This window comes from Frigoribacterium sp. PhB107 (genome assembly GCF_003751515.1).
In the GTDB taxonomy this organism is placed as follows: domain Bacteria; phylum Actinomycetota; class Actinomycetes; order Actinomycetales; family Microbacteriaceae; genus Frigoribacterium.
This window is the reverse complement of record NZ_RJKU01000001.1, coordinates 1,606,987-1,627,123: the sequence shown is the minus strand read 5'-3', so window position 1 is coordinate 1,627,123 and position 20,137 is coordinate 1,606,987. Positions and strand designations below refer to the sequence as shown.

The window sequence follows — 20,137 nt, the reverse complement described above, 5'->3', positions numbered from 1 at the left end:
CACGATCGAACGAAAGTTAAGCCATCACTCCAAATTTGTTGGCGCGCATGTGATCAGGCCAGCGGTCCAGGGCTGGGGCACGGCTTGGCCACCACCTGGGGCAGCGTCGAACTCCCGGAAATTCAGGCCTGTTAGCTCTTCTTTTCTCTTCAGACCGGCAGATTTAGAAGCAAGAGCCGGCCCCCACGGTTCGCAGGTTCCTGCCCGCCCGTCGCTGTTGTTCCGGGCGCCTGCCCCAGGCGCTCGACAGCTGGCTACCCAACCTCTTGTCTGCCGTGTTGGGTTCGGCCCCCAAAAGAAAGATGAGTCCGGCACTTAACTTTCCGTCGTTCTTGCCCCCTTTCCCTTGTGTGCCGCCGAGTGGCGGTGCCCCGGAGACGGGATCACAAGGGATCGACCATGGGGGAAACCACCACCGAGAGCATGGCTCTTGACGAGCAAGACTGGGCAGCGCAGCACGCTGCGATCTGGGGCAGTCACGAGTGGCCCGCAGGCACGGTCATGAGCATCTGCAGCCAGGCTGTCGACAAGGTCACCGGCGTCAAGGGCGCCTTCCGAGGAATCGCGGCCGTCCCCATCAGCGACGCATCAGCTGCCTGGGACGTCCTGGTGACGGCAGCGTGCAAGGGCGACAACGTCTGGGTGGGAGTCGGGGGACTTCGGCCCAGCTTCGGGCCGGGACGGGGCAAGAAGGCCGACGTGCTCGCCTTGCCCGCGTTGTTCGTCGACGTCGACTTCAACAGCGGCGTGCACACGGCTGGGGACCGCAACCCGACGAAGGAACAGGCGCAGCGGTGGATCGATGCTGCTCCGCCGGCGACCGTCAAGGTCTTCACCGGAGGCGGTGTTCACCTTTACTTCGTCCTCGACGACCTCCTCGACCCGCACACCCCCGATGGCGCCGCCCTGCTCGAGGCCCACAAGAAGTTCTGGATGCAGCTCGCCGCGGAGGACGCCCTCAACATCGACGCCGGAGTCCTGGCGGATGCCGCCCGCATCCTGCGCCCCGCCGGGACCTGGAACGCGAACCAGGGCCGGCGCACCCGGCTCGAGTTCGCGGACGGACCCCGCTACTCAGCAACCGAGCTTCTGAGCCGCTACCCCGAGGCGTCAACGCCGGAGCCCCGACCGGAGAAGACCCGGGGCGCTGAGCCGCTGCGCGCGGTGACCGGTTCGGCTCCCGGGGCGTCCGAGCGCGTCGGTGACCGCTTCGCGCTGACCGTGCCGGTGAGCGTCTTCGCCGAAGCAGTCTTCGGTGCCGAGGAGCGCCCCCAGAACGGACTGACATTCCCCGGCCCCGACGGGGACCTCGGCCCACTGGACTCAGCCCGCATCTACCGGGCCACGAACGGTGAGCCGGAGCGGCTGACCATCTTCGACACCACAATCCAGAGCATCTTCGGGCTTGACGGGCAGAACCACTCCTGGTCGTCCTTTGACCTCCTCGCCCACGCCTTCGGCGGCCCCACGGGGTACCGGAGGGCGGCGCGCCTGGTCGCGGACGGCGAACGCGGCGGGACCTGGCCGCTGCCGTTCTTCACCAGCCTCCCCGCCGTGCTCGACCCCGACGTCCTCCGCGCGTTCGGCATCGCACCAGCGCCGCAAACGGTCTCGATGGCGCCACCGCCGGTGACGCCCCTCCCGGCCGTCACCGGGCCGCAGGCCGTTGTTCTGGCACCCGTGGGGGCGTGGGCTGACGACGCTGCCGAAGCCAACGACGAGACTGCGCTGCTGGACCTCCTCGGCCCGACCTCCACGTCGACCCCGGCCGCGGCGGAAGCACCTTTGACCATCGCTCGTGCCGTGGCCGACCGTGTACCCGCCCGGTTCGAACTCGAGGACGGACTACGCGCCTACGTCTGGGACGAGACCGCAGCAGGAGAGACCAGGCACGGCATCTACAAGACCGTCCGCTTCCAGCTACCCGACCTGACGCACGGGGAACGCCTCGAGCGGATCAGCAGCTGGGTCGCGTTCAAGAGCCGCAAGACCGAGCAGCTCACCGTCGACACACAGGGCCGGAAGGTCATCGCCGCCGAGGCCAAGGTCAGCGTCACCCTCGCGAGGTCCGACGGACGGGTGCGCACCCAGGCCGGCTTCACCACTGCGGAAGCGCACTCCGCGAAGACCGTCGTCGACCGCCTCGACGTCGGCGTCAGCCTCCCGATCAGCACCGTCGCCCGCGAGCAGGTCGGCAACGCCCTGCGTGAGCTCGGCACCGACGGTGGCACCGACGTCGTCGAGGCCTACGGCACTCTCGGCTGGCTGAAGCCCGACACCGGGGGATGGACCTACCTCGCGCCTGCCGGATCGGTCAACGCCCAGGGAACCGTCCCGGGCTTCACCGTCGGCAGCCCACCCCGAAGCGAAGAAGACTCCCTCCTCGAAGCGCAGCTCGCCTACGGCTTCACAGACCTCCCCTCGGACGCCACGGCCATCCGGACGGCGGCGTCGGCCATCCCGGCGTTCCTCGCCATCACGCCCACGAGCCACGCCGCGTTCGCGATGCTGGGCCTCGCCCTCGCCGCCCCGCTGGCACTCTCCGAGCGGACCAGCGTGTTCCTGGTCAGCCCGCCGGACGCGGGTAAGACGCAGCTGCTGCGCGCCTTCCAGGCGTTCCTTACGGGCAACGCCTACCTCTCCTCGTGGACGGGTTCTTCCCTGCCGAGCGCTACTGCGCTCGGGGCCTCGATCACCGCCAAATGGGCGCGTCACGCTGTCAGCATTCACGACGATTTCAGGGTCCCCCAGGACCGCCGCAAGGCCGACGTCGTCAACCTCGCGGTCGCGAACGTCGTTCAGGCCAGCTACGGAGGTGCTGGTTCCGGGGCGAAGTCCACTGTCGACGGCGGACTCAAGACTGCCTCCGAAGCCGAGACGTGCGCCATCATCTCCGGCGAAGCCCTGCCCGGCGGAGGAGTCGGTGTACTCTCCCGCATCCTGGCCATCGATCTCCCGCCGGGCGCCGTCGCGATGACGCCCCGAGACGCGTCCCCCTTCGACGCCTTCCGCGAGGCGCATGCGACTGCTGCACAGGCGCTCTACGGCGCCTACATCCGCTTCCTCGCCAGCCGCCTCGACACTGCCGGCACCCTCCGCCAGTTCCGAACCACGAACGAGCGTCTCCGAGCTGAGAACGCACCCAGGGCGGGCCGCTCCGCGAGCAACGCCTCCGTCGTCGGCGCCGGCTGGACGATGCTCCGCCTCTTCGCCGAGACCGCCGGCTTCGCTGACCTCATTCCCATCCAGGAGGACGTCGTCAAGGCGCTCGACGACCTCGCCGGGGCCAACGCAGCCCTCGTGCTGGACGCGAACCCCGCGCAGGCCATCGTCAACGCCGCCCGCGACACCATCGCCTCGAAGACCGGTCACATCGCCCTGCACGACGGCAGCATGCCCACCGGGGAGGAAGCGACGCGCCTCGGCTGGCAGTGGACGGCCCGTACGGCGACCGCTGGCGTCTACGAGCCCACCCGTTTCGAGGTCGGCGTGCTCTCTGAGGACCGTCAGTACGTCGTCCTCCGCAACCAGGCCGTCACGGACCTCAAGCGGCGAAACCCCGCCCTGGAAGGCCTGCCGATGGGGCAGCTCAACGCCGGCTTCCTCAGCCTCGTCAAGGACGGCACGACCCCGGGAAGCAAGGCCCCCCGGTCCATCGCGGGCGAGACCCGCCCCCGCGGCTACGTCTTGCCCGCCGCCGCCTTCGACCTCTGACACCCAACCTGCCGCATGCCCAATCGGTAGGAGCACCCGCGTCCTACCGATGAAAGGAACACCTCATGACCTGTCACCTCAACTGGGGCCAGCCCAGTCCGAGGCCGCCTCCCGGAACCACTTTTTCCGCCGCATGTCTTCCAGGCGCAGGCCACAAAGCGACCGCCACCCGGCGAATCGTCCGGCCGGTAGAGCGAACGCTCGCCCACCTCAGGACGCATCGTGGCCACCACTTTCCTCTCCACCGCCCGAACCCTCACAAGCCAGCAAGAAATGGACTTGGCCAGGCGCATCGCCGCCGGCTCACGGCAGGCGGCCTTTGAGCTTGCCGGTTCAGTCGGCCCGCTCATCCGCTCGCAGGCACGTCGAGTCGCGGCTTCGCACCCGACACTCGATGCCGACGACCTGGACATGCGCGGCTGGCTGGGAGCGGCGAAAGCAGTCGCCCACTTCGCGCCCCAGCAGGACGGCACGAGCGAGGAAGAGGTGCGCCACCCCCAGTTCCCTGCATTCGCCGCGCCCTACGTCCACGCCGAGCTGATGGACGAGGTGCGTCGCTACGCGACCCCCGTCGTCATCCCTGAGCACGTCTTCAAGGCCCGAAAGGGACGCGACGCCGCCTCGGCCGTCATCCTGCCGTGGCTCTGTGCCATCTCGCTCGACGGGGCCAAAAGCACCACGGAGCTTGCCGCTGAGGACCAGGCTCAAGTCATCAGCAGCATCGATGTGCGGCGGGCCATCGGGCAGCTCCCCGACAAGCAGCGCTACGTGATGCTCCGCATCCTGGAAGACGCTCCCGCCACGGACATCGCAGTGGAGTTGGGCGTCGGTACTGCACGCGTCTCCCAGCTCCGCAGTAGCGCCGCGGACTTCCTGCGGGAATCTCTCGCAACATATCGAGCCGCGGCCTAAACATTGTCGCCTCCTTGCCCCATCTACCCATCAGACGCCCCAGTGAGGGGTGCTCGACACCCACCGGCAAAACGCCAGAAAGAGGTAACCATGAACATCACTCGAGCGACCTGCATCTACTGCGACATCCTGCTCGCCACCGTCAAGGCCGACGACGAGCTCGAGGCCGAGGGGCACACCCCACAGCTCGACGGAGCAGCAGGAGACGAGGTCCGTGCAGCAGCCGTCACCATCCGAACCGCTCGGACCTACCTCGCGACGGACCACGAAGGCGCCGACTGCCCCCACCGCGAACTCATCGGCGAATGACGACGCACGCCGAACCGAACCAGTCCCCAAGTCACGCTTCCCGCTCTGGGACCTGGCGTCACAGGGAACTCGTCCTCGCCGCCGCCGCCGACATCCTCGACCACCGCAGGAGCAGCGACTACGCCTGCCGGTGCAGCACATGCGACGCCATCGTCGCTGCAGCAGACCAGCTGATCTAGACCGCGCAACACCACAACCAACAGGAGAACCACATGCCCACAAAGACCAAGGCCGACATCAAGGCTGAAGCTGCACTGTTCAAGTACGAGCGACAGATCCACCTCCGCCGGAGGCTCGGTGACTACACCTACCCCGGGCTCACCCCCGAGCGGATCGAGGAGCTCCTGGACGCGGCCCACATCGTCCGTCAGCTGAACGCGGAGGACGCCTTCAGAGCTGAGCGCCGAGCGGCTCGGCGGGATCTGGCCCGAGCGCGGGCCGCGATGGCCTCGTAGCCGCTCGGCCAACTGTCGTGAGTCCACCTGGTCGGACACCCTGCGACCCCGGCTCGCAACGACGCCGCCCCATGTCGATTGCCGAAATGATGGGCGGCGTCGTCGCGTCGTTGTACGACTGTGCTGGTGCTCAAGTCGCCCGCCGACGACGCCGTGACGAGAGAGCAGCTGTCACACACGTGGACCGGGCTTCCGGCCCGCGGGAACTCGGCTTACGCACCTTCTTCGCAGCGCGAGGACGACGATCTCCTCGAGTGCTTGCCCAGGATCACGACGTGTACCAGCCGGTTGCGCAACAGCCGAGAAGCACCTTTGTCGGACACTCGTCCATCGCGCACGAGACCAACCGTCCACCGCCTCCGAGGTGACGCAAACGTCAGAAGAGACTCTTTCGGCACAGCGTGACTTCGGATGAGCTCGACAGACACGAGAATCGCCCACCGGCTCTGAGGCGCTGGCAGCCCCTTCACTCTGCCTTATGCCCTCCTCAGCTCGCGCGCCTCCGTCAAGAGAGCACAGGCAACCTGTAGCCGTCCACGGGACGCATCACGAAGCCAGCAGGTAGGCGCCCCCACGTGAGCCACGAGAAGAACACATCCACACACGTCGCGGGGTCCAACAGCACGTTCGGGTCGGCAACCGAGGCGTGCGGCCAGACGTCACCCGCACGCGTCACGACAACCGGTTCGGCACACGGTGCGCCAGCCGGGGCGACGATCCCCACGCCACTGTCGAAGCCCACCTCGACAAGTAGTGGAGTGCGGCTGCCGCCCGTGCATTGAGCCCACCGATACGTGGAGCTCATCTTGATGGCGGGTTCCACGATGAGGTAGCCGGCACGCGCTGAACCGACCCGGTCGACGAGTCGACGCACGCCTGGCCATCGCGTGACGCCGTCTGAGGCCGGGAACCGCCATTCGACCTCAGTCTCCGCCGCCTCGCCGACAGCCACAAGCTCGAGGTCGCGGAGATTCGATTGAAGGGTGAGGTGCATCTCCATCCATGCGCGGCTAGTCATCTCCCGATTGGCTTGACACCAAGTGCTCATCGACGTTCGACGCTGAACTCTAGAAACGTCCCATGGCCTTCAGGGCCCTGAACTCGGAGACGTGGGTCCGTCCCACCGGGCTGCACGGATCTCAGTTCTCCCTCGGCGACCGCCGAATCCAGGCTCGTGAAGCACTGCCGGCGCTTGTGCTTCTGGGCCTGCAGGGAATGGCAGCGGTCGACTTGAGGCGCTCTTTCTCAGGTCCAGTGCCGAGGACGGTGGCTATCCGAGGCATGCGGTGAAACGTCACTCGCCCTCGTCCCGACGGCCGGCACGGCTGACGACACGCCAGCCGCAGGGACAACCCCCGTATCGCTGTAGAAGCCGACGCTCGACGAGGGCCGAGCGTCGTCGCTGCCGCAGGGCGAGGTATCCCGTGCCCGAGGCGTCCGACACCGAGCTCGAGACGTACTCCGAACGGAGTACGTGTTCCTGGTCTCATGGCACGACGCGGAGGCGAGCCAAGTCCGCGAACCTTGGACGAACCAGAAGCCGCAGCCACTCGAGGAGACATCGATGACCACCATCAGCCACACGTCCGCCTACTTCGCCCCCGTCGCAGCCCGCACCGCGGCTCAGCAGATCACGACCACCCCTCGCCGAGCCCGCCGCGACCGCTGGCGCATCATGCGGACTGCGCTGACCCCGGCACGCTGGGCCCTGATCGTCGTCTGGGTCCTCTCGCTCGTCGTCGGTCACGTGGTGTACGCGATCGGCCTGGCGGTGCTCGCTCTCGTTGCCGCTATGACGAATCAGCCCAGCCAGGTGCACTCGACTGCGTCCGGCGAGCGAACGGCTTCCTGACGATGATCGCCGAACACGGTGATCTGATGGCACGTGTGTCGGTTCCCAGCGGAGACCGACTTCGTGAGTCTGGGTGGGGCACGCGTGCTCTGCGCATCCTCGTCGTCGATGAAGAAGAACCGATCACGCGCTTGCTGGAGATCGCGCTGCAGCTCGAGGGCTGGTCGGTCGAGTCGGCTGCGTCCGTAGAGTCGGCCATCGCGATGCTCGAGGAGCAGCGTCCTGACGCTGTCGTGCTCGACATGATGCTGCCGGACGGGAGTGGCGTCGAGGTCGTCCTCGAGATGCGTCGACAGGGGCTTGAAACCCCCGTGGTGTTCCTCACTGGTCGGTCCGACCTCGACGATCGTCTCGATGCATTCGGGGCCGGTGCTGACGACTACATCACCAAACCATTTGCGCTCGAGGGCGTCGTCGACAAGCTTCGCGGCCTGTTCCGGAGTCAGGGCAGGGCAGGTGCCTCGACGATCGGCAAAGACTCGTCAACAGGCTGGCGGAAGAGGGAGGGGACTTCGTGACGCCCAGGTCGCTGTGGGGGCTTGCCTCGAGCTGCCGCGACGGGGTGGGAGCAGACCAACGGTCCGTGCGCATCGAGGGACCAGAGCTCGTTCTGGTCGCGGCGATCTGATGGCCCCCGTCAGTCATTCTCCAGGTACCGACGGCAGGCCTGCACCGCATGTGGACGCCACCGGGGAAACGCCGACCGAGCCGATCGACATGATCCAGCTCCTTGCCGAGTGACGGCCGCTCTCCGCTTCGAGCACGGGCGATGGCCCGACACCACGAGCCTCCACCGCGCCGGTGGGGGCTCTTGATGTTTCGTAGGGGCGGGACGGCTCCATCCGCCAGCGCCAGGACCTACTCCATCTGGAGTACACGGGTCGATCCCGACAGACGACGGCCGGGTCATCGGATCGAGAAACGATGGGGTCATCCCGGGGTGAGCAGACCCTGGCCCCCCACCTCTCTCGCTCTCAAGGAGTCCGCATGTCCCTGTTCCTCTCCCGGATCGGGCGCTTCAGCGCCCGGCACCGGTTCATCGTCACCGGCATCTGGCTGGTCTTGTTCGCCGCTCTGATCGGAGCGTTCGCCATCGGTTCGACTCGCGACAAGCCGGAGGCAGCGGCACAGACAGCATCATCGTCGACCGCGGCCTCGGAGACCCTCGACCGGCTCGCGACCGAGTTCCCCTCCATGGGTGGCGCGCAGGACCCTGCGGCGGACTCGCTGCAGCTGGTGTTCGAGGCACCCGCCGGCAGTTCCGTCACCGACCCTGCCACCTCGGCCGTCGTCACCGACACCCTCTCCGACGCCGCGAAGCTGCCCGGTGTCGCTGCGGTCACGAACCCCCTGGACCCCGCTGCGCCGTACATCTCCTCCGACGGTTCCGTCGCCGTCGCGACCCTGTCCTATGGGGGCCTCGGCGACACCGCCGACAAGGAGGCCGACTACGCCGCCGCGCTCGACCTGCAGGAGTCGGCCACCGGCGACGTACGCGTCGAACTCGGCGGCAACCTCCTCGAGACCCAGGCTCCCGAAGCAGGCATCGGCGAGGCCGTCGGCGTGATCGCCGCCCTGCTCGTGCTCGTGCTCACGTTCGGGTCGCTCTTGGCAGCCGGCGCCAACCTGCTCGTCGCGGCCTTCGGTGTCGGTCTCGGCACGGTCGGCATCCTCACCTACGGCGCGTTCTTCCCCATGGGCGACAACACCCTCATCCTCGCTGCCATGCTCGGCCTCGCCGTCGGCATCGACTACAGCCTGTTCATCCTCAGCCGGTTCCGCTCCGAACTGCGCGACGGACGCAACGTCGAGGACGCCGTCGCTCGCTCCGTCGGCACGGCTGGTACCGCGGTCGTCTTCGCCGGGCTCACCGTGATCGTCGCCCTGGTTGGGCTCGTCGTGGTGAACATGCGGGCGATCACCGAGATGGGAGTCGCCGCAGCGGTCGCCGTCGCGATCTCCGTCCTGATCGCCCTGACCCTCCTGCCCGTGCTCATGCGCACCCTCGGACGCCGTGCCCTCCCTCGACGCGAGCGCCACCTCCGTGAGACTGCACGACTCGCGGACGAGCCCGCCCGCCGTGGTTTCCTCGCCGGCTGGGCCCGCACGGTCGTGAAGCACCCGGTCCTGGCCGTGGTCGCCGGCGTCGTCGTCCTCGTCGTCGTCGCCCTGCCCACGCTGAGCATGAAGACGGCGTACAACGTGCCCGGCGGCACCGATCCAGAGTCCACCGAACGTGCCGCGTACAACCTGGTCCTCGACGAGTTCGGTGGCGTCCAGAGCCCCCTGATCGTCCTCGCCGAGGGCACGGACATCGCCCAGGACGCCGCAGCCACGGCCGCAGAACTGAGCAGCCTCGACGGGGTCCAGTCAGTCACCCCTGGTCAGATCGCCGACAGCGGCGACGCCGTAATGTACACGGTCATCCCGACGGGCAGCCCGATCGACGACGACACCATCGACCTCGTCTCGGCGATCCGCGACGACACCTCCGTGAGCGGCGTCACCCTCGAGGTGACCGGTGAGGCAGCCATCTACATCGACGAGTCGGCCGCCCTCAACCAGGCCTTGATCAAGTACGTCATCGTGATCGCGGTGCTCTCGCTCGTCCTGCTGACCGTCATGTTCCGCTCGTTGCTGATCCCGATCGTCGCCACCCTGGGCTACCTCCTGTCGCTCCTGGCGTCCTTCGGCGGCAGCGTCGCGGTCTTCCAGTGGGGCTGGCTCGATGCCATCATCCCCGCCCCCCAGGGCGACCCGATGCTCAGCCTGCTGCCCATCCTGCTGGTCGGCGTGCTGTTCGGCCTCGCGATGGACTATCAGGTGTTCCTCGTGTCCCGTATCCAGGAGATGCACTCGAAGGGCATGACCCCGAAGGAGGCTGTGGTAGCCGGGTTCAGCAAGTCGGCCCCCGTTCTCGTGGCGGCTGGCACGATCATGACCGTGGTCTTCGCCGGGTTCGCGTCGAGCACCATGGCGATCGCCGCCTCCATCGCGTTCGGCCTCGTCGTCGGAGTGCTGGCCGACGTGTTCATCGTCCGACTCGTGCTCATGCCGGCAGTGCTCTCTCTGCTCGGAAAGGCCGCGTGGTGGCTCCCGGCCTGGTTGGACCGCATCATCCCGCGTCTCGACATCGAGGGCCACGCCCTCGACGCTCACGACGCGGAGAGCCCGGCCCGCACGCCGGATCGCGAGCTCGTGGACGCCTGACCCCGCTGGCCCAGGGCACGCCGGACCTCTCCACCGAGGCCCGGCGTGCCTCGCGCATGACGACAGATCCGACCGAGACAGGACAGGATGACACCGTGACGATGGACAGTGCTGAGCAGTACCTCCGGCCCGAGCCCTGGTACCGCCGACCTGCGACCCTGGACAGGACCGCGTTCGTCGTGTCGCTGGCCGCCCTGGCGGGAGAGACCGTGCACTTGCTGGGCACGTCCTCAGCGGCTCCCGTGGGCGCCTGGTTCGCGTTCGCGCTCGCGGGGGTCGGGGTCATCGTCGCGCGCCGATCCGCCTGGGCAGGGCTCGTCTTCGTCCTCGGCGGGGCGTTGACCAGCGGTCTCGCCGGGTGGGACCCGATCACCTTGTGGACCATCGCGGTCTTCACCGTGTTCTCCGCCACCGTCCGCGGTGTCTCGGCCGTCAGGAGTGGTCTCGTGACCGCGCTGGTGACCGCACTGTCCGAGGCTCTCGCGCTCTCGTTCCAGATCGCCCAGCCCGAGGTCACGCTGGCGGCCGCGACGTCGATCGCCGGCGCGGCCGCGGGCAGCGCCCTGCTCAGCCAACACCGCTACTGGCGCTCGCTCGAAGAACGCACCAGGGACGCCCTGCTCACGCGTGAGGCCGAGGCCGACCGCCGGGTCGCGGAGGAGAGGCTCCGGATCGCGCGGGACCTGCACGACGTCGTCGGCCACGAGGTCGCCATCGTGAGCATGCACCTCGGCGTCGCCGAGGTCAGCCTGCCCTCGGGGGCGGACGCCGCCCGACGAGCTCTCGCAGACGCACGCATCGGGGTGCAAGCCGTTCTCCACGAGACGCAGGAGATCCTGTCGCTGCTCCGCGCCTCCGGCCCGTCGTCGGACGACGACACCCGACCGGCTCCCGGCACCGCGGGACTGGAGGCGCTCGTCGCGTCGTTCGAGGGCACGGGCCTCGACGTCCGGGCACGACTGGCATGCCTGCCTCCTGGTCTCGACGCGACCATCGACACCGCCGTGTACCGGATCGTGCAAGAAGCACTGACGAACGCGCTCAAGTACGGCAGGGGCACGGTCGACCTAGACGTCCTCCTGGTGAACGCGACCATCACCATCCGTGCGCGGAACGACCGGCGGACCGACGTCGTCGTCGCCGGGAGGCGTGCCGGGCTGGGCCTGGTGGGCATGACCGAGCGGGCTCGCAGTGCGGGCGGAGACGTGGACGTCGCCGCCGACGAGGCGACCTTCACGGTGACCGTGACCCTGGACATCGACGGAAGGCACGACTCATGATCGACCACCCCATGCCGGGCGGCAGCAAGGCTCCCGTGCGCGTGCTCATCGTCGACGACCAGCTGATGATCCGACTCGGGCTGCGGGGGATGCTCGAGGCGAGCGACGGCACGGAGGTCGTGGCCGACCTGGAGGACGGCCTGCAGGCAGTCGACTACGTCAAGGAGCATCCTGTCGACCTCGTGCTGATGGACATCCGCATGCCGGGCATCGACGGCGTGGAGGCGACCCGACGCATCCGTGCCGACGAGACGACCGCCGATGTCAAGATCCTCGTCTTGACCACGTTCGACAACGACTCCGTCGTCATAGCGGCCCTGCGCGCCGGAGCGAACGGCTTCCTCAGCAAGGGCGTCGGTCCGACGGAGCTGATCGCCGGGATCGTCGACGTCGCCCAGGGCGGCGGCGTGCTGTCGGCCAGGGCATCCGCGGCCCTGATCGAGCAGGTCGCACAGACGGCATCGGCTCCCGTCGACGAGGCTCTTGCAGCGACCTTCGCCCAGTTGACGCCCCGCGAGCGCGACGTCGTGATCGCGGCGGCCTCAGGCCGAGACAACCAACAGATCGCCCAGCAGCTGTTCGTCTCGCCCTTCACCGTCAAGACCCACGTCTCGCGAGCCATGATGAAGGTAGGCGCACGAGACCGGGCCCAACTCGTCGCTCTCACCTACCAAGCCGGGTTGATCCGCTGAGTCGTGGTACGACGAGTCTGTGTCCGAGGATGCCAGCTCTTCGCCGAGGGCTGCGTCTCTGGTGCTGGCCTGGGGTCCGGAGACGTCACGTCGTCCCGCCAGCGATGAGCTCGAGCGAGAGTTCGACCGAGCTGCCCGGAGAGCCGTGCTCGGCCCGGTCGATCGTCGCCAGGATCGACGCCACAGCTCCCCGAGCGGCTGCTGCCATGTCGTACTGGACCGTCGCGAGCGCTGGCTGCGTCAGACGCGACAGGGGCGTGGCGTCCATGCCGATGACGGCGAGGTCGCCGGGGACGGACCAGCCCTGGGACGTCGCGACCGAGAGGAGCGCGGTCGCGACGTCGTCGTTGTAGCACCCCACGGCGACGCCTCGGTCACCGAGGTCGTCGAGGGCTCGAGCCGCCGACCCAGGGTCGATGTCGAGATGGACGATGATCGGCTGGGGCAGTCCCCGAGACACTGCGACCTCGGCGAACGCCGCTTCACGATCGGCACCGAACGGGTCGCGGCGGGCGTCCTCGAGGTGGGCGTAGGCGAGGCGTCGGTGACCGCGAGAGACGAGATGTTCGGCCTGCAGCGTCCCGATCTCCCGGTTCAGCGGGCTGCGACTCGTCGTGCCGGGATCGATGGCGTCGACGCCCCGTGCGGCCAGCAACGCGCGTTCGGCCTCGGAGAAGGAGGTCAGCGACAGCACGGCACGTGGCTGCAGGCTCGAGACGAGGCTGTCGAGCACCTCGGTCGAGGGCGTCGAGAGACGCAGGACCAAGGTGAGGCCGCGACGGGCCAGCTCATCGGTCAGCGACTCGAAGACCGTCTGCAGGTTGCCGCCGAACGTGGTGTCGGGGATGAGCGCGACCACCACGTCGCTCGAGCCCCGAGCCAGGGCTCGGCCGGCAGCCGAAGGGCGGTACCCGAGGTCGGTGACGGCTCGGAGAACGCGGTCGCGCGTCTCTGCGGTGAAGCGAGCGCCTCGCCCGTTGAGGATCTGGCTGACCACCGCTCGCGAGACGCCCGCGTCTCTGGCGACGTCTTCACTGGTGACCGGCACGCCTGCTCCTCCGTCTCGGCTGTGACGATGTTACCGAGAGTTGACAGGCCCGGAGAGCCGTGGTTGAGTCGGTAACGCGCGATACCTCGCGATGACGACGATGTTCTTGGAGGCTCCCCGTGGCTGTCATGGTTCTCAACGACGGCTGGTCGTTCCGGCGCAAGGTCAGTGCGTTCGCCGAACTGGGCGGGGCGGGAGGCGCGTGGACGGACGTGACGCTGCCGCACGACGCGCAGATCGCCACCACCCGCGAACCCGATCTGGCGAACGGGGCCGCGCCCGGCTACTTCGCCGGAGGCGCATGGGAGTACCGCAGGCAGCTCGAGGTGCCGGAAGAGGCGGCGGGCCAGCTGTGGGCTCTCGAGTTCGACGGCGTCCACCGCGATGCCATGGTCTACGTGAACGGTGCCCTGGCCGGACAACACGCGTTCGGCTATTCGCGGTTCGTGGTCCGGATCGACCCCTGGCTCCGACACGGTGAGGTCAACACGATCGCGGTGCACTGCCGCACCCACCAGGACAGTCGTTGGTACACAGGGGCCGGCATCTACCGCGACGTGCGCCTCATCGTCAAGGACGCCGTTCACCTGGCCGTCGACGGTGTCACGGTCACGACGCCCGACGTCGATGCTGATCGCGCCCTGGTCGAGATCGCCGCTGTCGTCGAGAACTCCAGCACGACCACACGCACGGTACGGCTGTCGTCCTCCCTCGATGAGGCGGGTCTGGCCGAGGTCGCCTCTGACAGCTCTCCGGTGACCCTCCTGCCGGGAGAGCGCGCCACGGTCCGTCACCGGCTTCTCGTGTCCGACCCCGCCCTGTGGAACGTCGAGCAGCCCTCCCTGTACACCGCGCGCCTGGCTCTGACCGACGGCGATCGTCGCCTCGACGACGAGGTCGTCCCTGTCGGCATCCGCACGCTGCAGGTCGACGCCCGCCGCGGCCTCCGGATCAACGGCGAGCCTCTCGTGCTCCGAGGCGCGTGCATCCACCACGACAACGGGCCTCTCGGTGCGGCGTCCATCGCACGCGCTGAGGAGCGCCGGATCGAGCTCCTCAAGGCAGCCGGCTTCAACGCCGTCCGCAGCGCACACAACCCGATCAGCACCGCCCTCCTCGAGGCCTGCGACCGGCTCGGCATGCTCGTCATGGACGAGACCTTCGACATGTGGACCTCGAGCAAGAGCGACTTCGACTACGCCTCCGACTTCACGCAGTGGTGGGAGCGAGACGTGGAGGCACTCGTGGCCAAGGACCGCAACCACCCGAGCGTCGTGATGTACTCGATCGGGAACGAGATCCCCGAGACCGGGGCGATCAGCGGAGGCGTCTGGAGCAGGCGGCTCGCCGAGAAGGTCCGGTCGCTCGACCCCACCCGCTTCGTCACCAACGGGATCAACGGCTTCGTCTCGGTGCTCGACATGGTGACGGCAGGCATGGCACAGCAGCGCGAGGCGATGGCCTCGGCCGAACCCCAGGCCGGAGGCGGGGTGAACGCCATGATGACCCAGGTCGGCGACATGATGAACCAGATCTCGGCGTCACCACAGGTCAGCGAGCGGACCGAGGAGTCGTTCTCGGTCCTCGACATCGCAGGGATGAACTACGGCGACGGTCGCTACGAGCTCGATGCACAGCGGTTCCCGAACCGCGTCATCGTCGGCAGCGAGACGTTCCCCTCCCGCATCGCCCGCAACTGGGAGCTCGTCGAGCAGCATGAGCACGTCATCGGTGACTTCACCTGGGTGGGCTGGGACTACCTGGGCGAGGCCGGCCTCGGCGGGGTCAGCTACCCCGACGGTGCCACGGCGCACGCCGCGGCCAAGGCGTACCCCTGGCTCGCGGCGTCCAGTGGCGATCTCGACATCACCGGCCACCGGCGCCCCGTCTCGTACTACCGCGAGACCGTGTTCGGTCTCCGGGCCGAGCCGTACGTCGCCGTGCAGCGGCCGGAGCGGCACGGGCAGCCGGTCCAGGGGACCCCGTGGTCGTGGAGCGACGCCCTGCCCAGCTGGAGCTGGGAGGGGCACGAGGGGGCACCCGTCACCATCGAGGTCTACAGCGACGCCGACGAGGTCGAGCTCGTGCTGGACGGCACGTCGCTCGGCAGGTCGTCGGTCGGTGACGAGCTGGCTTTCCGGGCGACGTTCGAGACCACGTACAGCCCGGGACAGCTGGTCGCCGTCGCCCGGCGTGGCGGCGTCGAGACCGGGAGGACGACCCTGAGGTCGGCCGCGCACGAGCTCCGCCTCCAGGTGACAGCAGACCGGAGCCAGCTGGAGCAGGGCACGACCGACCTCGCGTTCATCGACGTGTCCCTCACCGACGAGAGCGGAGTGCTCCGCCCGCTGGCCGACCGTGAGATCTCCGTCGTCGTGGAGGGAGCGGCTGTGCTCCAGGCGCTCGGCAGTGGCGACCCCGCACCCCATGAGCTGTTCTCGGGCTCGACCCGCAGCACCTACGACGGCCGCGCTCTCGCGATCGTCCGCCCGACCGGCGTCGGCCCCGTCTCCGTCGCCGTGTCCGCAGACGGGTGCGAGCCCGTCGGCCTCACGCTCACCGTCGCTTGACCGACATCCCCGTCACCGCCGAAGGGACCACCATGACCGACACCGGACGCCCCGCATTCATCAGCGCCGCCGAGCCGAGCGAGGAGGGAAGCCCCGCGCCATATTTCCGTCGTGGCTTCGAGGTGGGCGACGGCCTCGTCCGGGCCACGCTCACCGCGACCGCCCTGGGCATCGCAGAGATCTGGGTCAACGGTCGCCGAGTCGGGGATGAGGTCCTCTTCCCCGGCTGGACCTCCTACTCGCACCGCATCGTCGCGCGCACCCACGACGTCACGGACCTGGTGGCCGTGGGTGACAACGCGGTCGGCGCCATCGTCGGTGAGGGCTGGGCCGTCGGCCCCCTGACATGGGAGAACAACCGCCACAACTACGCCGACCGCCCAGCCCTGCACGCGCGACTGGAGCTCGAATACGCCGACCGGACCGACGTCGTCACGACCGATGCGTCCTTCCGCGTCGGCACGGGCGCCGTCCGGTCGAGCGGCATCTACGCGGGCGAGGTGCACGACGCCCGGGCCGAGCCGGTCGGGTGGGCCTCAGCCGACTTCGACGACTCCTCCTGGGTCCCGGCAGCGGCCTACGACGCCGAGGTCGGACGCGTCGAGGTCGACGGGGCCCCGCCCATCCGTCGCATCGAGGAGCTGACGCCCACCTCGATCACGGAGCGCGCCTCCGGACGTTTCATCGTCGACTTCGGCCAGAACATCTCGGGCTGGGTGCGCCTCACCGTCTCCGGCGACGCAGGGGACACGATCGTGCTGCGGCATGCCGAGCTGCTCACCCCGGAGGGCGGCCTCGAGCTCGAGACGCTCCGCAGTGCCGCGGCGACCGACCGCTACACGCTGCGCGGCGGGGGCGAAGAGACCTGGGAGCCCGCATTCACCTTCCATGGATTCCGGTACGCCGAGGTCGCGGGATGGCCCGGGACGCTCGGCGCCGACGACCTCCGCGCCGTCGTCGTGCACAGCGACATGGAGCGCACCGGCTGGTTCGAGACGTCCGACCCGCTCGTGACGAAGCTGCACGAGAACACGGTGTGGTCGATGCGCGACAACTTCGTGGGCGTCCCGACGGACTGCCCGCAGCGCGACGAGCGCCTCGGCTGGACCGGCGACCTCAACGCCTTCTCGCCGACGGCCACCTATCTCTACGACGTGCGGGGCGTGCTCGGGTCGTGGCTCCAGGACCTCGCAGCCGAGCAGGAGGCGGCGGGCACCGTGCCGTGGAGCGTTCCGGACGTGCTGCCCACCCCCTCCACCGCGACCGCGCTCTGGAGCGACGTCGCGGTGAGCTTGCCGTGGCAGCTCTACCAGGAGTACGGGGACCCTGAGATCCTCCGTTCCAGTTGGACGTCCATGACCTCGTTCATGGGCGAGGTCGAGGCCGCATTCGACGACGACGGGCTCTGGGGCCACGGCTTCCAGTTCGGCGACTGGCTCGACCCCGATGCCCCCTCCGACAACCCTGCCGGCGGCAAGACGGACCGATACCTCGTCGCGCAGGCCTACCTCTGCAGGACCACGCGCGAGCTCGCATCGGCGGCCGAGGTCCTCGGCAAGCGCGACGACGCCCGGCACTACGGCGCGCTCGCCGATCGCGTGCGTACAGCCTTCCGGCGGCACTTCGTGACCGAGGTCGGCCGTGTCGTGAGCGAGTCCGCGACGGGCTACGCGCTCCCCATCATGTTCGGCCTGCTCGACGACGACCAGCGGCAGGTGGCCGGAGACCGGCTGCGCGAGATCGTCACCGCCGTCGGCGGCACCATCTCGACGGGCTTCGCGGGCACGCCCCTCATCACGGACGCGCTGAGCAGCACGGGGCACGTCGACGTCGCCTACGACATGCTCCTGCAGAAGAAGAGCCCGTCCTTCCTCTATCCGGTCACCATGGGAGCGACGACCATCTGGGAGCGCTGGGACTCCGTACTGCCGGACGGCACGATCAACGCCACGGGCATGACGTCGCTGAACCACTACGCTCTCGGGGCCGTCGCCGACTGGCTGCACCGCGTCGTGGGCGGGCTCACCAGGACCTCGCCCGGCTGGGAGACCTTCACGGTCGCCCCTCTGCCCGGAGGTGGGCTCACCTCGGCCAGGACGGCGCACGAGACGGTACGCGGTCGCGCGGAGAGCAACTGGTACGTCGACGGCGAGGAGCTCGTGCTCGACGTGGTCGTGCCCGAAGGCGCGACCGCGACGGTCGTGCCGCCGCTCCACCCGGAGGCGCTCGTGGTGGAGGTGGGCGCGGGCCGTCACTCGTGGCGCTGGCCCCGGCCGGCCGGGTTCGGCGAGGACGTCGTGCTGACGCTCGAGTCACCCGTCAAGGACGTCATGAAGGACGACACGGCGTGGGCGGCCGTCTTGGACGTGCTCCGCACCTACTTCCCGGGGGTTCCTGTGGAGGCGGCGGGGAGCCAGCTCGGCGACGCCCCTCTCGGGATGCTCGCACAGCGCCATCCCTCGGCCTCCGAGGACATGGCACGCGACCTGCTCGCCGCCCTCGCGACCGGCACCTCATGACCAGCTGATCTGTCGAGCGAGGGGATCGAATGGACGACGGCCCCATGTCTAGGGCCCTCGACCAGATCTCCGCTGAAACGATTCATTCTTACCATTGACGCACGCCTCGCGGTGTGATTTCCTCTTGGTTACGCGCGTTACCCACCCGCACTCGAACAATGGAGTTCCGTCATGACCGACGCACCCGGCAAGCACCCCGCCCCTCGTCCGGCGACGGACCATCCCGTTCCCGAGTTGCCGCTCTCGGCAGCAGGGAACCTCGAGATCGGCGCCGAGCAGATCAGTGAGGGCCTCCGCGAGTCCGGTGAGAGCGAACGGCCGAAGTTCCGGAAGGGCTATCTCGCTCTCCTCTTCTTGGCGCAGTTCACCCTCTACCTGGCATTCGTCGCCCCGATCGCTTACTCGCTGGCCGTTCGCATCGACCAGATCGCGCCGGACTCCCGCAACTCGCTCCTCGCGCTCGCCGCGGGCATTCCCGGCATCCTGGTGGTCGTCCTGATGCCGCTCGTCGGCATGCTCAGCGACCGGACGCGGTCCCGCTTCGGCCGGCGACGCCCCTGGCTGGTGGGAGGTGTGCTCCTCGGACTCATCGGGTCGATCGCGATCGGATTCACCGACACTCCCTTCGCGCTCATCGCCGGCTGGTCGATCGCCTACGTCGGCTACTCCACCTCGGCAGCCATGATCGTCAACCACCTCGCAGACAAGCTGCCCGAGCAGCAGCGTGGACGCGTCACGGGCATCATCGGGGCCATCAACCAGATCGCGCCGTTGTTCGGCGTCGTCCTCGGCGGAGTCCTCGCCAGCACCGGAGCCGGCCTCTTCCTGTATCCCGGAATCATCGCGTTCGTCGGCATGACGATCTTCGCCATCGCGATGCGGGACCCCCGCGTGACTGCGCCTCGTGTGACCTCGAGCCCGAAGCAGATCCTCCGGGGGTTTTACTTCAACCCGAAGCGCTACCCCAACTTGGCGTGGGTGTTCCTCAGCCGGGCCTTCGTCTTCCTCGCGCTGTCCTTCTCGCTCTACAACGTCTACCTCCTCCAAGATCGGCTCGGTCTGAGCCCCGCCGAGGTGGCGCAGCTCGTCTCGCTCTCCGGCATCCTGAGCATCGTCGGCGGCATCGGCGGCGCCATGGGGTCCGGGTGGCTCTCGGACAAGCTCAAGACGCGGAAGCCCTTCCTCCTCGTCAGCGGCATCGTCATCGGGATCGGTCTCGTCGGGACAGGTACGACAGCCAGCATCCCGCAGTACGTCGTCGCGAGCCTCCTCACCGCGTTCGGCATCGGTGTCTACGGTGCCGTCGATCAGGCCCTGGCTCTCGACGTGCTGCCCAAGGACGAGGACGAGAACGGGCGCTACCTCTCGCTCCTGCAGTTGGCGAGCTCGATCCCTCAGGCCGCTGGAGCGTTCCTGGCGGGTGGCATCCTGGCGCTCTTCAGCGGCGAGTACACCGCAGTGTTCATCGCAGGAGCGATCTGTGCCGTCCTCGGCGCCCTGGCCATCTTGCCCATCAGCGTGGGGCGGCGGGCCGAGCTCTCGACCACGAGCGTCACCGTTCCTCGCTGAAACGTGG

General features: G+C 68.6%; 14 protein-coding genes. 12 read left to right on the top strand and 2 right to left on the bottom strand.

Features of this window, described 5'->3' with window-relative positions; all coding sequences use genetic code 11:
* Nucleotides 1–399 precede the first annotated feature (399 nt).
* The 4 genes from EDF18_RS07455 to EDF18_RS07435 all read left to right on the top strand — a co-directional run bounded on the left by EDF18_RS07455 (nucleotide 400) and on the right by EDF18_RS07435 (nucleotide 5,390).
* Nucleotides 400–3,714: a hypothetical protein gene (locus tag EDF18_RS07455; RefSeq protein WP_148050061.1), complete on the top strand. Its 3,315-nt coding sequence runs from the start codon at nucleotides 400–402 to the stop codon at nucleotides 3,712–3,714.
* Between the two features lie 222 nt (nucleotides 3,715–3,936).
* Nucleotides 3,937–4,626, top strand: a complete 690-nt coding sequence (locus EDF18_RS07450; protein WP_123547050.1) for a sigma-70 family RNA polymerase sigma factor — start codon at nucleotides 3,937–3,939, stop codon at nucleotides 4,624–4,626.
* Between the two features lie 90 nt (nucleotides 4,627–4,716).
* Entirely contained in the window at nucleotides 4,717–4,935 is a 219-nt protein-coding gene (locus EDF18_RS07445; RefSeq protein WP_123547049.1) for a hypothetical protein, read from the top strand.
* A 212-nt stretch (nucleotides 4,936–5,147) separates the two neighbouring features.
* The gene (locus EDF18_RS07435; RefSeq protein ID WP_123547047.1) at nucleotides 5,148–5,390 is read left to right on the top strand and encodes a hypothetical protein; all 243 of its coding nucleotides are present in this window, start codon (nucleotides 5,148–5,150) and stop codon (nucleotides 5,388–5,390) included.
* A gap of 505 nt (nucleotides 5,391–5,895) precedes the next feature.
* On the opposite strand, the gene EDF18_RS07430 is transcribed toward EDF18_RS07435, so the two are convergent.
* On the bottom strand, nucleotides 5,896–6,390 hold the full coding sequence (locus EDF18_RS07430; RefSeq protein WP_148050060.1) for a hypothetical protein: 495 nt from the start codon (nucleotides 6,388–6,390) through the stop codon (nucleotides 5,896–5,898).
* A gap of 564 nt (nucleotides 6,391–6,954) precedes the next feature.
* On the opposite strand from EDF18_RS07430, the gene EDF18_RS07425 reads away from it, so the two are divergent.
* The 5 genes from EDF18_RS07425 to EDF18_RS07405 all read left to right on the top strand — a co-directional run bounded on the left by EDF18_RS07425 (nucleotide 6,955) and on the right by EDF18_RS07405 (nucleotide 12,424).
* Nucleotides 6,955–7,242, top strand: a complete 288-nt coding sequence (locus EDF18_RS07425) for a hypothetical protein (RefSeq protein WP_148050059.1) — start codon at nucleotides 6,955–6,957, stop codon at nucleotides 7,240–7,242.
* A gap of 2 nt (nucleotides 7,243–7,244) precedes the next feature.
* The gene (locus EDF18_RS07420) at nucleotides 7,245–7,760 is read left to right on the top strand and encodes a response regulator (protein WP_123520031.1); all 516 of its coding nucleotides are present in this window, start codon (nucleotides 7,245–7,247) and stop codon (nucleotides 7,758–7,760) included.
* A 469-nt stretch (nucleotides 7,761–8,229) separates the two neighbouring features.
* Nucleotides 8,230–10,452, top strand: a complete 2,223-nt coding sequence (locus EDF18_RS07415; RefSeq protein WP_123353548.1) for an MMPL family transporter — start codon at nucleotides 8,230–8,232, stop codon at nucleotides 10,450–10,452.
* Nucleotides 10,453–10,553: 101 nt separating this feature from the next.
* A complete protein-coding gene (locus EDF18_RS07410) occupies nucleotides 10,554–11,732 on the top strand; it encodes a sensor histidine kinase (protein WP_233569066.1) in 1,179 nt (392 codons plus the stop codon).
* Nucleotides 11,729–12,424, top strand: coding sequence for a response regulator transcription factor (locus tag EDF18_RS07405; protein ID WP_233569020.1), 696 nt, complete (start codon nucleotides 11,729–11,731; stop codon nucleotides 12,422–12,424). The genes EDF18_RS07410 and EDF18_RS07405 overlap by 4 nt, the downstream gene beginning before the upstream one ends.
* 85 nt (nucleotides 12,425–12,509) lie before the next feature.
* On the opposite strand, the gene EDF18_RS07400 is transcribed toward EDF18_RS07405, so the two are convergent.
* Nucleotides 12,510–13,472: a LacI family DNA-binding transcriptional regulator gene (locus EDF18_RS07400; protein ID WP_123353550.1), complete on the bottom strand. Its 963-nt coding sequence runs from the start codon at nucleotides 13,470–13,472 to the stop codon at nucleotides 12,510–12,512.
* 128 nt (nucleotides 13,473–13,600) lie between these two features.
* On the opposite strand from EDF18_RS07400, the gene EDF18_RS07395 reads away from it, so the two are divergent.
* The 3 genes from EDF18_RS07395 to EDF18_RS07385 all read left to right on the top strand — a co-directional run bounded on the left by EDF18_RS07395 (nucleotide 13,601) and on the right by EDF18_RS07385 (nucleotide 20,130).
* Nucleotides 13,601–16,042 carry a glycoside hydrolase family 2 TIM barrel-domain containing protein gene (locus tag EDF18_RS07395; protein ID WP_123547045.1) on the top strand — a complete coding sequence of 814 codons (2,442 nt, stop codon included), beginning with the start codon at nucleotides 13,601–13,603 and terminating at the stop codon, nucleotides 16,040–16,042.
* A 32-nt stretch (nucleotides 16,043–16,074) separates the two neighbouring features.
* On the top strand, nucleotides 16,075–18,561 hold the full coding sequence (locus tag EDF18_RS07390; RefSeq protein ID WP_123547044.1) for an alpha-L-rhamnosidase: 2,487 nt from the start codon (nucleotides 16,075–16,077) through the stop codon (nucleotides 18,559–18,561).
* 171 nt (nucleotides 18,562–18,732) lie between these two features.
* Complete coding sequence (locus EDF18_RS07385; RefSeq protein ID WP_123353552.1) at nucleotides 18,733–20,130, top strand: MFS transporter; 1,398 nt, start codon at nucleotides 18,733–18,735, stop codon at nucleotides 20,128–20,130.
* The last annotated feature ends 7 nt before the right edge of the window (nucleotides 20,131–20,137 follow it).

Bases quoted from the DNA above. Each gene is read 5' to 3' on its own strand.
- EDF18_RS07415 (WP_123353548.1), top strand. From the start codon at position 8,230: ATGTCCCTGTTCCTCTCCCGGATCGGGCGCTTCAGCGCCCGGCACCGG.
- EDF18_RS07425 (WP_148050059.1), top strand. From the start codon at position 6,955: ATGACCACCATCAGCCACACGTCCGCCTACTTCGCCCCCGTCGCAGCC.
- EDF18_RS07395 (WP_123547045.1), top strand. From the start codon at position 13,601: ATGGTTCTCAACGACGGCTGGTCGTTCCGGCGCAAGGTCAGTGCGTTC.
- EDF18_RS07385 (WP_123353552.1), top strand. From the start codon at position 18,733: ATGACCGACGCACCCGGCAAGCACCCCGCCCCTCGTCCGGCGACGGAC.
- EDF18_RS07390 (WP_123547044.1), top strand. From the start codon at position 16,075: ATGACCGACACCGGACGCCCCGCATTCATCAGCGCCGCCGAGCCGAGC.
- EDF18_RS07405 (WP_233569020.1), top strand. From the start codon at position 11,729: ATGATCGACCACCCCATGCCGGGCGGCAGCAAGGCTCCCGTGCGCGTG.
- EDF18_RS07410 (WP_233569066.1), top strand. From the start codon at position 10,554: ATGGACAGTGCTGAGCAGTACCTCCGGCCCGAGCCCTGGTACCGCCGA.
- EDF18_RS07420 (WP_123520031.1), top strand. From the start codon at position 7,245: ATGATCGCCGAACACGGTGATCTGATGGCACGTGTGTCGGTTCCCAGC.
- EDF18_RS07430 (WP_148050060.1), bottom strand. From the start codon at position 6,390: ATGGAGATGCACCTCACCCTTCAATCGAATCTCCGCGACCTCGAGCTT.
- EDF18_RS07445 (WP_123547049.1), top strand. From the start codon at position 4,717: ATGAACATCACTCGAGCGACCTGCATCTACTGCGACATCCTGCTCGCC.
- EDF18_RS07455 (WP_148050061.1), top strand. From the start codon at position 400: ATGGGGGAAACCACCACCGAGAGCATGGCTCTTGACGAGCAAGACTGG.
- EDF18_RS07435 (WP_123547047.1), top strand. From the start codon at position 5,148: ATGCCCACAAAGACCAAGGCCGACATCAAGGCTGAAGCTGCACTGTTC.